Origin of the sequence: Pseudomonas sp. Z1-29 (assembly GCF_051131995.1) — a bacterium.
Taxonomy (GTDB): domain Bacteria; phylum Pseudomonadota; class Gammaproteobacteria; order Pseudomonadales; family Pseudomonadaceae; genus Aquipseudomonas.
Genome location: NZ_CP071645.1, coordinates 4797111 through 4812743 on the forward strand (window position 1 = coordinate 4797111; position 15633 = coordinate 4812743).

Annotated in this window: 11 protein-coding genes; 7 read left to right on the top strand and 4 right to left on the bottom strand. The window is 60.7% G+C overall.

Annotated elements, in window-relative coordinates; all coding sequences use genetic code 11:
• The 4 genes from J3P84_RS21875 to J3P84_RS21890 all read left to right on the top strand — a co-directional run bounded on the left by J3P84_RS21875 (position 1) and on the right by J3P84_RS21890 (position 6004).
• Entirely contained in the window at positions 1–960 is a 960-nt protein-coding gene (locus J3P84_RS21875) for a cytochrome-c peroxidase (protein ID WP_434625816.1), read from the top strand.
• Positions 957–2762 (top strand): DAHL domain-containing protein, encoded by a 1806-nt coding sequence (locus J3P84_RS21880; protein ID WP_434625818.1) that lies wholly within the window; start codon positions 957–959, stop codon positions 2760–2762. Before J3P84_RS21875 ends, J3P84_RS21880 begins: the two co-directional genes overlap by 4 nt.
• Positions 2759–4165: an ATP-binding protein gene (locus J3P84_RS21885; protein ID WP_434625820.1), complete on the top strand. Its 1407-nt coding sequence runs from the start codon at positions 2759–2761 to the stop codon at positions 4163–4165. Before J3P84_RS21880 ends, J3P84_RS21885 begins: the two co-directional genes overlap by 4 nt.
• Positions 4166–4384: 219 nt before the next feature.
• A complete protein-coding gene (locus J3P84_RS21890) occupies positions 4385–6004 on the top strand; it encodes an FMN-binding glutamate synthase family protein (RefSeq protein WP_434625822.1) in 1620 nt (539 codons plus the stop codon).
• A 92-nt stretch (positions 6005–6096) separates the two neighbouring features.
• On the opposite strand, the gene J3P84_RS21895 is transcribed toward J3P84_RS21890, so the two are convergent.
• The 4 genes from J3P84_RS21895 to J3P84_RS21910 all read right to left on the bottom strand — a co-directional run bounded on the left by J3P84_RS21895 (position 6097) and on the right by J3P84_RS21910 (position 10553).
• Complete coding sequence (locus tag J3P84_RS21895) at positions 6097–7620, bottom strand: glucosyltransferase domain-containing protein (RefSeq protein ID WP_434625824.1); 1524 nt, start codon at positions 7618–7620, stop codon at positions 6097–6099.
• Entirely contained in the window at positions 7617–8567 is a 951-nt protein-coding gene (locus J3P84_RS21900) for a glycosyltransferase family 2 protein (RefSeq protein ID WP_434625826.1), read from the bottom strand. Before J3P84_RS21900 ends, J3P84_RS21895 begins: the two co-directional genes overlap by 4 nt.
• Positions 8564–8938, bottom strand: a complete 375-nt coding sequence (locus J3P84_RS21905; protein WP_434625828.1) for a GtrA family protein — start codon at positions 8936–8938, stop codon at positions 8564–8566. Before J3P84_RS21905 ends, J3P84_RS21900 begins: the two co-directional genes overlap by 4 nt.
• Positions 8939–9131: 193 nt before the next feature.
• Positions 9132–10553, bottom strand: coding sequence for an amino acid permease (locus J3P84_RS21910; RefSeq protein ID WP_434625830.1), 1422 nt, complete (start codon positions 10551–10553; stop codon positions 9132–9134).
• Between the two features lie 554 nt (positions 10554–11107).
• Here J3P84_RS21910 and J3P84_RS21915 point away from each other — a divergent pair.
• The 3 genes from J3P84_RS21915 (at position 11108) to J3P84_RS21925 (ending at position 15631) form a co-directional block, all read left to right on the top strand.
• Positions 11108–11563 carry an REP-associated tyrosine transposase gene (locus J3P84_RS21915; protein ID WP_434625832.1) on the top strand — a complete coding sequence of 152 codons (456 nt, stop codon included), beginning with the start codon at positions 11108–11110 and terminating at the stop codon, positions 11561–11563.
• 240 nt (positions 11564–11803) lie between these two features.
• Positions 11804–14911, top strand: coding sequence for a transglycosylase domain-containing protein (locus tag J3P84_RS21920; RefSeq protein ID WP_434625834.1), 3108 nt, complete (start codon positions 11804–11806; stop codon positions 14909–14911).
• 150 nt (positions 14912–15061) lie between these two features.
• Positions 15062–15631 (top strand): PadR family transcriptional regulator, encoded by a 570-nt coding sequence (locus tag J3P84_RS21925; protein ID WP_434625836.1) that lies wholly within the window; start codon positions 15062–15064, stop codon positions 15629–15631.
• Positions 15632–15633: the final 2 nt, after the last annotated feature.

The window sequence follows — 15633 nt, forward strand, 5'->3', positions numbered from 1 at the left end:
ATGGCGTCACACGGACTGATTCTGGCTCTCTGCCTGCTTCTGGGATACAGCGTGACCACTCACGCAGAACCATTGGACGAACCGCTCAAACCCCTGCCCGCCGCGCCGGCCCTGGACCCCAAGCGGGTCCAGTTGGGCCAGCGGCTGTTCAACGACCCACGGCTGTCGGTCAACAACACGCTGTCCTGCGCCAGCTGCCATCGCCTGGACAAGGGCGGCGCCGATGACAAGCAATTTTCCCTGGGCTTCGACGGCAAGCCGGTGGAGGTCAATACCCCTACCGTGTTCAACGCCAGCCTGAACTTCCATCAGTTCTGGGACGGTCGCGTCGATACCCTGGAAGAACAGGTGCACATCGTCGTGACCAGCCCCGGGGAAATGGGCAGCGACTGGAAGACGGTGGTCAAGCGCATCGCCGACGATCCGGGCTACGCCAGGGATTTTGCCGACGCCTACCCCGGCGGCGTGACCCAGCCCAACATCCAGGGCGCCCTCGCCGATTACGAGCGCACCCTGCTGACGCCGAATTCGCGCTTTGACCAATACCTGCTGGGCAACACCGACATTCTCACCCCCCGGGAAAAATTCGGTTACCAGCGCTTTAAGGAATACGGGTGCATCGCCTGCCATCAGGGCGTGAACATCGGCGGCAACATGTTTCAGAAGTTCGGCGTGATGGGCGACTACATCCAGGACCGGGGCAACCCCACCCGGGCCGACAACGGCCGCTTCAACATCACCGGCGACGAAGCCGACCGCCAGGTGTTCAAGGTGCCGAGCCTGCGCAACGTGGCCGTCACCGCGCCGTATTTCCATGGCGGCTCCGCGCCGACCCTGGAGCGCGCGGTGGAAGTCATGTTCAAGTACCAGCTGGGCCGTGAGCCGCTGAAAAACGATACCGAACTGATCGTCGAGTTCCTCAAGACCCTCACTGGCGAATGGGAGGGCAAGCCGCTATGAACAGTCTCTCCCGCCGCCTCGGCCTGGCTTTCATCGGCGTCTTGCTGGCCTCAGTCCTGTTGTTCATGTATATCGAATCAGGCGCCCAGCAAGCCGCCTCGCACATCGAATCGCGCGACTTGATCCGCCTGCTCAAGCAGCAGGACGGGATCTGGGACAACGAAGTGCTCAAGTCGCGAATCGCCCTGAGCCACAACTACGACCCGCTGGTATCGCCGCTCAATGAAATGACGCGCCTGTGGCAGCGCCTCGATGCCATCGAGGCGGAGCCGGGCCGCCATGCGCCCGAGCTCTGGTCGACCCAGCGCGACGAGTACCTCAAGGCACTCAAGGAAAAAACCCGCCTGGTGGAACAGTTCAAGTCCCATAACGCGGTGCTGCGCAACTCCCTGGCTTTCCTGCCCACCGCCGAAGACGATATCCAGCGCCAGTTCTCCCTGCTGTCCGATAACGACAAGCTTCGGCTGCAGAGCGCCACCATCGACACCTACGACCTGCTGCTCGCCACGCTGGAGTTCGCGCAGATCACCACCCAGGACCAGGCTGCCGAAATCCTGATGGGCCTCAACCAGCTGGATATCAACAAGGAGCGCTTGCCGGACGGGCTCGTCAGCTCCGTGGAAATCCTGCGCAGGCACATTGCGCTGATCCTGCGTGAGCAACCCTTGGTCAACCAGCTACTGCGCGATTTCGAGGCCGTCCCCCTGGCCGCCCGCCTGGACACCATCACCAGTCTGCTGGAAAAGGATCAGGAAAAAGCCGCCACCAAACATCAGCGCAACCACATCCTGTTGCTGGTATTCGCAACCTTCCTGGTGCTGATCCTGATCTGGCTGGCGGTTCGGCTGGTACGCAGTTTCGGCGAGATCAAGCGGGTCAACAGTGCGCTGCAAACCGCCAACGACGAACTCGAACAACGGGTCGAAGAGCGCACCCGCCAGCTCAAGGACACCCAGAGCGAACTGATGGACACCGCCCGCCAGGCCGGCATGGCGGAGATCGCCACCAACGTATTGCACAACGTCGGCAACGTGCTCAACAGCGTGAACATCTCCGCCGACCTGGTCAGCCGCAAGCTGCGCAGCAGCAAGGCCCTGGGGCTGGGCAAGGCGATGAACCTGATCAACGAACACAACCACGACCTGGGGCATTTCCTCACCGAGGACGAAAAAGGCAAGCTGCTGCCCGGCTACCTCAACCAGTTGGTGGAAGCCATCGCGGTGGAACAACAAGGCCTGACCGATGAACTGGCGCAACTGAGCAAGAGCGTGGACCACATCAAGGACATCGTTTCCACGCAGCAGTCCTACGCCGGCGCCAACAGCCTGATGGAACCCCTGGTGGTCAGCGAACTGCTCGAAGACGCCCTGCGCATGAACTCCGGAGCCCTGACCCGCCACCATGTAACGGTCATCAAGGACTACGGCGAAGTGCCGCGGATCATGGGCGACAAACACCGCTTGTTGCTGATCCTGATCAACCTGATCAGCAATGCCAAATACGCCATGGCCGGGGTTTCCAACCATGCGCGAAACATGACGCTCAAGGCCACCGTCGTAGATGATGAGACCCTGCAGATCAGCGTGAAGGACGAAGGCGAAGGCATCCCGGAAGAGAACATGACACGTATCTTCGCCCACGGTTTTACTACCCGTAAGGACGGCCACGGGTTCGGCCTGCACAGTTGCGCACTGGCGGCGATTGAAATGAACGGCCACCTCACCGCACACAGCGAGGGGCCTGGTACCGGGGCGACGTTTGTATTGCAGCTGCCCCTGAAACTCGCAGAAGGTGAGCCATGAACAGCCTGAGCAACCGGCGCATCCTCTTGATTGATGACACGCCCGCCATCCACGAAGATTTCCGCAAGATCCTGACCCCGGAGGACGAAAGCGGCAGCGACTTGCAGGACATGGAAAGCGCGCTGTTCGGCGAGGCCCCGAAACCCGCCGCCACCGTGTTCGAACTCGACTCGGCCTACGGTGGCCAGGAAGGCCTGGCCAAATTGCAAGGGGCGTTGGCCAAGGAGCTTCCCTATGCCCTGGCCTTCGTCGACATGCGCATGCCCGAAGGCTGGGACGGCGCCAAGACTATCGAAGAGCTGTGGAAAGTCGACCCGCAATTGCAGGTGGTGGTCTGCACCGCGTATTCGGATTATTCCTGGGACGAATTGCTCGATCGCCTGAACGGCCACGACCGCCTGCTCATATTGAAAAAGCCCTTCGACAACATCGAAGTCCAGCAGATGGCCAATACCCTGACCACCAAATGGGAAATGACTTCCCGTGCCCGTTTGAAAATGAACAAGCTCGAAGACCTGGTGGAGCAACGCACCCTGGCGTTCAAGCAGGCCAGCGAATTGCTGCAGATGGAAATCGACGAACGCAAGATGCTTGAAAGCCAGCTCGTGCAGTCGGAAAAGCTCGCTTCGCTCGGTCAGCTGGCGGCTGGTGTGGCCCACGAAATCAACAACCCGATCGGCTTCATTTCTTCCAATCTCGGCGCTTTGGGTGGCTATTTCAGCAAACTCGAGGAAATGCTCCAGGCCTACGGCAGCGCCGAACAGGCCATCGCCTCGCCGGAGCTGGCGATGAATTTGAAGAGCCTGCGCGAACAGGTGGAGCTGGATTTCCTGGTGGAGGACATTCCAATACTGATCAAGGAATCCAAGGACGGCATCGCTCGCGTCGGGCAGATCGTCAAGGACCTCAAGGACTTCTCCCGCGTCGACTCCAGCCAGGAATGGCAGATGGCAAATCTGCAGCAGGGCATGGATTCGACGTTGAACATCGTCGCCAACGAAATCAAATACAAGGCCGACGTGGTCAAGCAATACAGCTCCCTTCCGGAAGTCGAATGCCTGCCGTCGCAGATCAACCAGGTGATCATGAACCTGATCGTCAACGCCGCCCAGGCCATCGGCCCCGAGCGCGGCACCATCACCCTGCGCAACGGGGTCGAGGGTGACAACGTCTGGATCGAAGTCGCCGACAACGGCTCGGGCATCCCACCGGAAACCCTGCAGAAAATCTTCGACCCGTTCTTCACCACCAAACCCATCGGCCAGGGCACGGGGCTCGGGCTGTCGCTGTCCTACGGCATCGTGAAGAAACACCACGGCGAGATTACCGTGCGCAGCGAAGTCGGCGTCGGGACCACCTTTCGCGTGGAGCTGCCGGTAAGGCAGATGAAGCTCGCGGGGTGAGCGACCGCAGTTCTAGTTTCAGCGAGAGGGCTTTTGTGGCGAGGGAGCTTGCTCCCGCTGGGCTGCGCAGCAGCCCCAAATGGCCCGTCGCAGTAATCCAGTCGTTGCGTAGGATCCGGTTTTACGACTGCTGCGCAGCCGAGCGGGAGCAAGCTCCCTCGCCACGGGGTTGCATTCCACGCTAATGTCTCGCCAATCGCTCTCCCCCAAGGAACCCGCATGAGCCTATCGCTGCTGAGCCGCTACGCCTTCTTCGCCGGCTGTGTGATCTTCACCCTCGCCAGCCTGCCGTTCCTGCGACACGACTGGCTCTGGCCGATCGTGCTGTTGACGGGGCTGCTGAGCCTGCTGGGGGTGTTCGACCTGCTGCAAAGCCGTCACGCGGTACGGCGCAACTATCCGATCCTGGGCAACATCCGCTACCTGGTCGAAGGCATCCGCCCGGAGATCCGCCAGTACCTGCTCGAATCCGACAGCGATGCCCTGCCCTTTTCCCGCGCCCAGCGCTCGCTGGTGTACTCGCGGGCCAAGAACGAAAGCGCCGACAAACCGTTCGGCACCTTGATCGACGTCTACCAGACCGGCTTCGAATTCATCGGCCACTCCATGCGCCCGGCCCCGTTGAGCGACCCCAGCGGCTTTCGCGTCACGGTCGGCGGCCCGCAATGCACCCAGCCGTACTCGGCGTCGGTGTTCAACATCTCGGCGATGAGCTTCGGCTCCCTGAGTGCCAACGCCATCCGGGCGTTGAACCAGGGCGCGAAGCTCGGCAATTTCGCCCATGACACCGGCGAAGGCAGCATCAGCCCTTACCACCGCGAACACGGCGGCGACCTGACCTGGGAATTGGGCAGCGGTTACTTCGGTTGCCGCACCTCCGACGGGCGCTTCGACCCGGAGCGCTTCGCAATCCAGGCGCAGAACCCGCAGGTGCGGATGATCGAAATCAAGATGAGTCAAGGCGCCAAGCCGGGTCACGGCGGGATCCTGCCCAAGCACAAGGTCACTCGGGAAATTGCCGAGACCCGGGGCATACTCATGGGCGAGGATTGTATTTCGCCGTCTTGCCACAGCGCGTTTTCCACGCCTATCGAACTGATGCAGTTCGTCCAGCATTTGCGCGAACTGTCCGGCGGCAAACCGGTGGGCTTCAAGTTCTGCCTGGGGCATCCGTGGGAATTCATGGGCATCGCCAAGGCCATGCTGGAAACCGGAATCCTGCCCGACTTCATCGTGGTCGACGGCAAGGAAGGCGGCACCGGCGCCGCGCCGGTGGAGTTCACCGACCACATCGGCGTGCCGCTTCGCGAAGGCCTGCTGTTTGTGCACAACACCTTGGTGGGCCTGAACCTGCGGGACAAGATCAAGCTCGGCGCCAGCGGCAAGATTGTCAGCGCCTTCGACATCGCCAGTGTCCTGGCCATCGGCGCCGACTGGGCCAACGCCGCACGCGGCTTCATGTTCGCCATCGGCTGCATCCAGTCACAAAGCTGCCACACCAACAAGTGCCCCACCGGCGTCGCCACCCAGGACACCCTGCGCCAGCGCGCCCTGGTCGTCCCGGACAAAGCCCAGCGGGTCTACAACTTCCACCGCAACACCCTCAAGGCCCTGGCCGAAATGCTCGCCGCCGCCGGCCTCGACCATCCTTCGCAACTGCAACCCAAGCATCTGGTGCGGCGCATGTCGGCTACGGAGATCAAGCTGTTCTCCCAACTGCATGTTTTCCTCAAACCAGGGGAGCTGCTGACTGGTGAGGTCAATGGCGAGTTCTATTCGCGGATGTGGCAGTTGGCACGGGCGGACAGTTTTGAGCCTCAGGAAATAGCGGCTGCTTAGAAGCGGAATTGCAGATGCGCACAAACACCTGTGGCGAGGGGATTCATCCCCGCTGGGCTGCGCAGCAGCCCCAAGGCAGCCGCCGCGGACGTTCAGCGACACCGCTCGATATCAACCATCAAACACAACTTGGGCGCCATATCAGGATCACCCTGCGGTTTTTTCATGAAGATATAGCCGCTGTCATTGATGACAAACAGGTCATAAAACCCAGTAGACACCACCGGCAGGAAATCCCCGCGCCGGATCGATGCAACCACTTCTGCATCCTTGGCGAGATACACGTTGGTGATGCCCGCTCGCGGCAAGCTTTCCGGCAGTAATACGTAACCCACGCCCAGCACATACCGTTGAGCCGGCATCGCCGCGAACAATCCGCTGGCCGCCGGGAGCCAGTTGGCTTTCAGTTCGGGGACCATGTAGAGACGGCTTTTATCGCGCAGCGGCGAATGGTTGATGTCATAAGCCAGCGAAGCCAGCACCACGGCTTCCTGTTCCTTTTGCAGCGACAGGGCACGGCCGTGTCCGAAGGAGAATGACAACATCGCCAACAACGGAATCAACAAGACAAGTCCCAGTCCTGCATGGACACGGGTGAGTATTTGCAGGCTCAGAAAGAACGTCAGCAATAACAACGCCGAAAAAGCCACCAGCGTCCTGGCACCGTAGTTGAACTCGGCAAATAACAGCGTGATGCCAGGGATGCAGAACAGGAGCAGTGGAAGGGTCAAAAGATAAACGAGCAACAGCAGTGCTTTTCGCCAAAGCAGGTCTGGGCGCCGGAACAACCCGATGCCTGCCCATGCGAACCCGACCAGCATGAGCAACGCACCGCTCCAGACCCAAGGTCGGGCCCCTTCAACCAGCAGATGCGCAAGAAAAAAAAGCCGGTTGCCCATTTCCATCAGACTGCTGGCTTGCAGCGGCAACAACGCCTGACGCGCTCCGGTCATCAGTTGATAAGCCGTGACGTAATAGACCAATACGCCGCCGACAATGACCAGAAGCTTGCGCGTAATGAACCGCAGTAGTTGCTCCGACGGCTCGCCCTCCCACACCCGTCTGATCACATCGACACAACACATGGCGATAAAAAAACCGATGAGCACTTGATAGATCGCGAGGGCCACGGCCAGTAACAATGCCGGTATCCATACGTCTCGCCAGGCCCTGCCGTTGGACCAGATTGCGGCGTAAACAAGCGCCACCAGTCCCAATGCCATCGCCGGCCCGTCGTAGTGGTAGGACAGGTTCTGCAAGAAGAACGGGTTGTACCAGATCGGCAGGACGACCAGGCAATGAACAAACGTCGGCCGTTTGAAATAAAAAAACGTCAGCGACCTCAGCGCAAACGAGATGCCCGCGGTGGCGATGAACAATGGCAAAGGAAACAGATCTGGCGCTTTCGAACCAAACGAAAGGGCGTTGTAGAACAGCTCGATGGCAACCCGCCCTTCCTCGCGCCAGCCCTCGCCCGCCACCAGCGCCCGCCAGTTATCGTCGTTATAGAAATAATCAGCCTGAAGCAGGGGAAAGATATGAAGAAAACTGGCCGCCAGGAAAAACAGCAGCACTTCCCGTGGCGTCATTACCCTGGCCCACAGGGACTGGCTCACGGTTCATCTCGCATCTTGGGTCGTCCGCCCTGGATCATTTCCTTGATGACATACCGAGGCCGATGTTTCGTCTCCAGGTAAATGCGCCCGATGTATTCACCCAACACGCCAATCCCGATCAGTTGCACGCCGCCCAGGAACAGGATCGCGGTCATCAGCGATGGATACCCGGGCAGATCGTTTCCGAAGATCCACTTGTCCACAATCAGGTAAGCGGCATACAGCAACGAAACCAGCGAAATGCAACTGCCGACGTAAGTCCACAACCGTAAAGGCACGGTGCTGAACGAAGTGATGCCTTCGAGTGCCAGGTTCCACAACTTCCAGCCGTTGAACTTGCTGTTGCCAGCGGCGCGGCCGGCGCGGTCGTATTCGATGATGACGGTGTTGAAACCGGCCCACGACAGAACGCCTTTCATGAACAACTGATATTCGGGAAGGGTCTTGATGACCTCCACGACCTTGCGGTCCATCAGGCGAAAGTCGCCCACGTTCTGTTCAATGTGCGGGTAGGCAATCCGATTGAGCAGGCGGTAGAACAACACCGCCCCGCGCCGCTTCAGGTAACTGTCGGATGAACGATTGCGACGCTTGGCCAGCACCACTTCGGCGCCTTTGTGCCATTGCTCGATCATCCGGGGGATGACGTCGATGGGATCTTGCAGGTCCACGTCCATCGGGATCACCACATCACCGCTGGCATGTTCGATCCCGGCAAACAAGGCCGGCTCCTTGCCAAAATTACGCGAGAAGTCGATCAACACAACCTGGCTGTCCGCCAACGCTATCTCACGCGCCAGTGCGGCAGTCTGGTCGCTGCTGCCATCGTTGATGAAAACAATCTCGACGCTATGGTCCTGGAGCTGCGGATGCTCGCGGACACTTTGGTAGAACAGGCCGATGGCCTGCTCTTCGTTGTACACCGGAACGATCAGCGAAATTCTCATGGACAAGGTCCGCGAAACACGACAAACCGGGAAAACAGAAAACCGAGCACCAGACTTAACAGCGAGAACGCCGCGACGGTCAGCAGGCCATGCAACTGCCAGCGATCCCCAAGATGCCCGACGATGAAACTAAGGGCGCCCATGACACACAGGAACAACATATAACCCGGCACCGAGAGCTTGGCCTCGAAGGTATAAAGCGCATTGGCATAAAAGGAAAATGTCGCGGCGAGGCAAAAAGCGATGAAGTTACTCGTCGACTGATCGAAGTCGAACGCCACGCGCAGCACAAAGAACACCTGCCAGTGGATCAGCGTGTTGGCCAATCCGACGAGCGAATAGCTGAAAAAACCATTCCATATCGCTTTCATGCTCCCTCCAACGGTCAGTGCCGCCGGACATGACGCCCAGCGCCTTAAACACGCGGTCTTGCGTTAGAAATAACAGGAGCGAGACAGTTCAGGAAAACGCTTCGGCAGTTGCCGCGAGGCGGGGGTCAGGTTTCTTCGAGCCCATGAAAAAGCCCCGGTCATTCGGCCGGGGCTTTCTTCGACAGTGCCGGGCTTACGATGCGGAACGCATCGAACCCTGCACCTGTTCCTTCGGCTGCAACTTGAACGTGTAGAACAACACTGTCAGCAGCACCAGGAACGCCGGGCCGATATACAGCGCCACACGCGTGTCGGGGAAGTACGCCATCAGGCCCACCACCAGCACCAGGAATGCCAGCGCCAGGTACGAGCTGACCGGGTACAACCACATGCGGTACTTCAACGCCGCACGCTCGGACGCGCTCAGGCCTCTGCGGAATTTCAGCTGGGCCAGCAGGATCATCACCCAGGTCCAGATCGCGCCGAAGGTGGCGATGGAAGTGACCCAGACGAAGACTTTCTCCGGTACCAGGTAATTGAGCAGCACGCCCAGCAGCAGCGCGGCGATCGATAACAGCAACGCACGGCGCGGCACGCCGTCGCTCGAGGTCTTGGCGAAACCGGCCGGGGCCTGGCCGTTCTGCGCCAGGCTGTAGAGCATGCGACCGGTGCTGAAGATCCCGCCGTTGCAGGACGACAAGGCGGCGGTGATGACCACGAAGTTGATGATGCCAGCGGCGGTCTTGATGCCCAGGCGCTCGAAGGTCATCACGAACGGGCTGCCCTGGGTGCCGATTTCGTTCCACGGGTAGATCGACAGGATCACGAACAACGCACCAACGTAGAACAGCAGGATCCGCCAGAACACCGAACCGATGGCGTTGGGGATGGTTTTCTGCGGGTTGCGCGCTTCACCGGCGGTCAGGCCGATCATCTCGACGCCCAGGTAGGCGAACATCACCATTTGCAGAGACATCAGCACGCCGGACACGCCGTTGGGCATGAAGCCGCCGTGGGTCCACAGGTTGGAAATGCCCAGGGCCACGCCATCGTTGCCGAACCCGAAGGCGATGATGCCGACGCCGCCGATGACCATGGCGATGATCGTCACGATCTTGATCAGGGCGAACCAGAACTCGAACTCACCGAAGGCCTTGACCGCGATCAGGTTGATCGAGCCCATGCTGACCAGTGCGGCCAACGCCCAGATCCAGCGGGGCACATCGGGGAACCAGATGCCCATGTACACCGCCACCGCGGTGATCTCCGCCACACAGGTCACCAGCCAGAGGAACCAGTAGTTCCAACCGGTCAGGAAGCCTGCCAGCGGGCCGAGGTAATCCTGGGCATAACGGCTGAACGAACCGGCCACCGGGTTATGCACGGCCATCTCGCCGAGGGCGCGCATGATCACCAGGATCGCCAGGCCACCAATGATGTAGGACAGCATGATCGCCGGGCCGGCCATTTCGATGGCCTTGGCCGAACCGAGGAACAGCCCGACACCGATGCAGGCGCCGAGCGCCATCAAGCGGATATGCCGCTCGCCGAGCTCACGTTTGAGCGGACCACCCTGAGCGGTCTCGCCATGGGGCAGAGGATTGCCGACTGGCATAGGGATACAACCTCGTCTTGTTATTGGATTAACCACCGAGTCTCCAAGGCCACAGGCGGATAAGCCTGCAACCTTGCCGAAACCGGGCCTGCCTCGTGGGCAGACCGTCCTGTAGGACAAGGCCTCAAGATCAGCGGGTCGTGCAGTATAAAAAGCAGAGAACAGAGAGTTTCACTGTAAAACCTGGAAAATTCAGGGATATGCCGCAGTAAAAACCGTCTTTAAGGAGAGGCATTATCTGCAGTTACAGCGGTTCAAGGAACGCCGCAAGTATTGCACAGTGATGGTGCAGGGTCATGCGCTGGCGCAGGCGATGGCTCTAGCACAATACTTTCAGCCTACGCCTCGTGGCGAGGGAGCTTGCTCCCGCTGGGTGGCGAAGCCGCCCTCGCTTCTCAGCTTTTGAAAGCTTGCGGCTGCTGCGCAACCGAGCGGCAGCAAGCTCCCTCGCCACGGGACTACGTTGTTTTCGGAAAAGTCGCTCAGTCATCAACGCGTCGGGTCGGAACGAGCGAAGCTACCGTAATAGTTACTCCAGTCAAAGGAAGCACGGAATGCATCCTCAACGTCCAAACTCTCATCGTCTTCGCCACGGACGCTCTTCGGATCCGGGGCGAGGTTACCTCGTCACTACGGTAGTCCACCGACGCGCACCTCTCTTCAACGACTTGCAGTTAGGCCGGTTGCTGGTTGCGGAAATGCGTTTGGCGCATGAGCAATGTCAGGTCAATTCTCTCGCCTGGGTCGTGATGCCGGATCATCTGCATTGGTTGGTACAGCTGGAGCAAGCCCGGCTGTCTGAAGTGATGCAAGGGGTCAAGTCTCGCAGCACCCTTGCGATCAATCGAGCCACGGGCCGGAAGGGCGCCTTCTGGCAAAACGGGTTTCACGACAAGGCAATCCGGGACAATCAGGATTTGCGGCCCTGCGCCCGCTACATTATCGCCAATCCCCTTCGCGCCGGCTTGGTAGCGCGCATTGGTGACTACTCGCTCTGGGATGCGATATGACTCTAAGCGCCATTGTGGCGAGGGAGCTTGCTCCCGCTCGGCTGCGCAGCAGCCGCCCATTTTTTGACCACCAAAAAAAAGGGGGCGGCTGCGCCACCCAGCGGGAGCAAGCTCCCTCGCCACACAAGCCTCGCCACTCAGTTGCCTTGAGCTGACCGCCACAATTTCCCTCCCCCCACGCCAACCACCGTCTAAGCTTCAAGCAAGTCCGATCAATCTGCGTGAATGGATCAGTCGACTATGGGCGCTTTGTGGCAAACCGATTCGAATAAACCTGTGGTCCCGACTGAACGTATGGAAGAAGCGCCTTTACCCCCGAAAAAACGCCGCGCACGGCATGGCTGGCGGGCGTTCTGGTTGTTGTTGCTGATTATCGTCGTGGTGGTCGGCTTTGCCGTGGCCAAGGAGATGCGCACGTCCCGGTTCCAGGCCCGGGAGATCAGCCAGTACGCCGCGTCCTTGACCTATTCGGTGCAACCGGGGCCCAGCGACGCCATCGTCTACCCTGGCGCGGGTCCGTTCGACCGGCGATTGGGCTACAGCTCGCTGGGGGAGTTCCTGCCACGACTGATCAAGCGCGACTATGTGATCCAGGCCCAGGCCCGTTTCTCGCCAGAGCTGATGGACTATGTCGATAAAGGCCTGTTCGTGCCCTACGCGGAAAAGATCCAGGCGGGACTGACCATCACCGATTGCCGCGCCGCGCCGGTGTATCAGTTCAAATACCCGCAACAGCTGTACGCCAGTTTCGACGCCATCCCACCGCTCGTGGTGCAGAGCCTGCTGTTCATCGAGAACCGCTTCCTGCTCGATCCCAAGCAGCCGCTGGCTAACCCGGCGGTGGACTGGCCGCGTTTCGGCATGGCGGTCTGGTCGCAAGTGGCCAAGTTGCTGAGCTTGCCCGGCCAGTCGGCGGGCGGCAGCACATTGGCGACGCAGTTGGAGAAGTACCGGCACTCCCCCGAGGGCCTGACCGTGTCGGGGGCGGAGAAGATCCGCCAGATGATTTCCGCCAGCGTGCGCGCCTACCAGGCCGGCCCGCAAACCCTCGAGGCCCGCCAGCGGGTCATCCGCGATTATCTCAACAGCGTGCCGCTTTCCGCGGTTCCGGGTCATGGCGAAGTCCATGGCATGGCGGAAGGACTGAGGGTCTGGTACGGCGCCGATTTCAACAAGGCCAACGAGCGCCTGTTCAGCACCGCCACCGACCCCGAGAGCCTGGCGCAAAAAGGCCTGGCCCTGCGGGAAATGCTCTCGTTGATGATCGCCCAGCGACGGCCTTCCCATTACCTATCGAAGGGCCACGATGAACTCGCTCGCCTGACTGACAGCCACATCCGGCTGCTGGCGCAGAATGGCGTGATCGATGCGGCCCTGGCCGAGGCCGCCCTGGCGAGCAAAGTCAGTTATCGCGACTGGGTGCAGCAGCCGACGATCCAGCCCAATGAAACCAACAAGGGCATCAGCGCCGCACGCAGTCGTCTCGCCACGCTGCTCAATCGTCCGCTGTACGACCTTGATCGCCTCGACCTGTCGGCCACCAGCACCTTGCAAAGCGAATTGCAGGCCCAGGCCACCGAGTACCTCAAGCGATTGGCCGACCCGGCGTTCGCCGCCGAGATCGGCCTGATGGGCGAGCGCCTGCTGACCCCCACCAGCACCACGCAGGTGCGCTACAGCTTTACCCTGCTGGAACTGACGCCGGACGGTTCGCGTGTGCGGGTACAGACCGACAGCACCGACCAGCCCTTCGACATCAACGAGGGCAGCAAGCTGGAACTGGGCTCCACCGCCAAATTGCGGGTGCTGACCACCTACCTGCAGATCATCGCCGAATTGCACGAGCGCTACGCCCAGCAGACCCCGGCGCAACTGAAGAAAACCGAGATCGCCGACCAGGACCGCCTCTCGCGCTGGGCGGTGGACTACCTGATTGAAAACACCGACCGCAGCCTGCCGAAAATGCTCGAAGCGGCACTCGACCGCACCTACTCTGCCAGCCCCGGCGAGGCATTTTTCACCGGCGGCGGGCTGCACACCTTTCATAACTTTCGCAGGGAAGACGACGGTCGCCTGCCGACCCTGCGCGACGCCCTGCGCGAATCGATCAACCTGCCGTTCATTCGCCTGATGCGCGACCTGGTGCGCTACGCCACCTATGCCGGTCCCAACAACAGCTCCGAACTGCTCAAGGATGACAAGGACCCGCGCCGCCAGGAATACCTGGCCCAGTTCGCCGATCGCGAAGGCACCTCGTTCCTGCTCAGGTTCTGGAAGAAATACCAGAAAAAGGACACCGCCCAGCGCCTCGAAACCTTCCTCGACGGCATGCGTCCCACCGCGATCCGCCTCGCCGCCGTGCACCGCTATTTCTTTCCCAACGACAGCCAGGAGAGTTTCAACCGCTTCGTACGCGCCCATCTGAAAAACGCCAAGAGCGCCGAAAAGCTCACCGACGAGCGTCTGCAGCGGCTCTACCAGAGCTACGGCCCCGGCGCCTATGACCTGCCGGACCAAGGCTTCATCGCCAAGGTCCATCCACTGGACCTGTGGTTGGTGGGCTACCTGCTCAACAACCCCGACGCCAAGTTCAGCCAGATCGTCAAGGCCAGCCAGTTCGAGCGCCAGGAGGTCTACAGCTGGCTGTTCAAGAGCCGGCACAAGAGCGCCCGCGACAGCCGCATCCGCACCATGCTGGAGGTCGAAGCCTTCCTGGATATCCATCAGCGCTGGCAGCAAGTCGGCTATCCGTTCGACCACCTGGTGCCGTCGCTAGCCACTGCGATCGGCAGCTCCGGCGACCGCCCCGCCGCCCTCGCGGAACTGGTAGGGACCATTCTCAACGACGGCATCCGCCAACCGGCGCTGCGTGTCGACAGCCTGCAGTTTGCCGTCGACACGCCCTACGAAACGCGGCTGGTCAGCGATCCGGACAACGGCAAGCGGGTGATGCCGGTGGAAGTGGCCCGGGCCTTGCGCGGCGCCCTGTCGCAAGTGGTGGACGCCGGCACCGCGAAACGTGTCGCGGGCAGTTTCAAACTGGCCGACGGCACGCCGCTGGCCATGGGCGGCAAGACCGGCACTGGCGACAACCGCATCGAAGCCGTCGGCTCAGGCGGACGGGTGATCAGTTCCAAATCGATAAACCGCACCGCCACGTTCGTGTTCTACATCGGCGACAGCCATTTCGGCACCCTGACCGCCTTCGTCCCGGGCGCCTCGGCACAGAACTTCAAGTTCACCTCGGCCTTGCCGGTACAGGTGCTCAAGGGCATGGCGCCGTTTCTCTCGGCCTATTTGCAACCGGGCAGCCACACCCAATGTCAGCCATTGGTGACGAGCCGCTGAGCAACCGCCATTTCAGCTTCTGATAACCCATCGCGCTCAACGCTGCGCCGTCGGGCGAATCCGGCTGCTCGTCGGATTTATAAAAAACATGCGTGCATCGCCTAAAGATATATCTTAAGTTCTATCTTAAGAATTTCTGAGGACAGACCGATGAGAGACCCGCATTCCCACCCTCACCGCGAACATGTCGCTCACGACGGCTTCGACAAACGTGCGGCAAGCCGTGAGCGCGGCGGTCGCGGGCCGCGTGTTTTCGCCGCGGGCGACCTGAAACTGCTGTTGTTGGCACTGATTGCAGAACAACCCTGCCACGGCTATGACCTGATCCGCCGGATCGAAAGCATGTTCGACGGCGCCTACAGCCCCAGTCCCGGCGTGATCTATCCGACCCTGACCTTCCTCGAAGAAAGCGAAATGATCAGCGGCGATGCCGATGGCGGAAAAAAACGCTACAGCGTGACCGATGCCGGACGTCTATCCCTTGAAGATCAGGCCGTGGCGCTGGATGGCGTACGGATGCGCATCGAAGTCAGCAAGCGTTCGCTGCGCGGCCAGGATCGGCCGCCGGAAATCCACGAGGCGGTCCACAACCTGCGCCATGCCTTGCAGATGCACCATGGTCGCTGGAGCCCGGAAGAGATCCTGCGGGTACGCGACCTGCTCAACGACACCGCCAAAGCCATTGTCGACGGCCCTCGCCGTCCAACCGTTTCGGAGTAAAA

What these genes read in the sequence shown, in the direction of transcription:
- J3P84_RS21925 (WP_434625836.1), top strand. Translation starts at nt 15,062, where the DNA reads ATGAGAGACCCGCATTCCCACCCTCACCGCGAACATGTCGCTCACGAC.
- J3P84_RS21905 (WP_434625828.1), bottom strand. Translation starts at nt 8,938, where the DNA reads ATGAAAGCGATATGGAATGGTTTTTTCAGCTATTCGCTCGTCGGATTG.
- J3P84_RS21885 (WP_434625820.1), top strand. Translation starts at nt 2,759, where the DNA reads ATGAACAGCCTGAGCAACCGGCGCATCCTCTTGATTGATGACACGCCC.
- J3P84_RS21920 (WP_434625834.1), top strand. Translation starts at nt 11,804, where the DNA reads ATGGGCGCTTTGTGGCAAACCGATTCGAATAAACCTGTGGTCCCGACT.
- J3P84_RS21900 (WP_434625826.1), bottom strand. Translation starts at nt 8,567, where the DNA reads ATGAGAATTTCGCTGATCGTTCCGGTGTACAACGAAGAGCAGGCCATC.
- J3P84_RS21910 (WP_434625830.1), bottom strand. Translation starts at nt 10,553, where the DNA reads ATGCCAGTCGGCAATCCTCTGCCCCATGGCGAGACCGCTCAGGGTGGT.
- J3P84_RS21880 (WP_434625818.1), top strand. Translation starts at nt 957, where the DNA reads ATGAACAGTCTCTCCCGCCGCCTCGGCCTGGCTTTCATCGGCGTCTTG.
- J3P84_RS21890 (WP_434625822.1), top strand. Translation starts at nt 4,385, where the DNA reads ATGAGCCTATCGCTGCTGAGCCGCTACGCCTTCTTCGCCGGCTGTGTG.
- J3P84_RS21915 (WP_434625832.1), top strand. Translation starts at nt 11,108, where the DNA reads ATGCATCCTCAACGTCCAAACTCTCATCGTCTTCGCCACGGACGCTCT.
- J3P84_RS21875 (WP_434625816.1), top strand. Translation starts at nt 1, where the DNA reads ATGGCGTCACACGGACTGATTCTGGCTCTCTGCCTGCTTCTGGGATAC.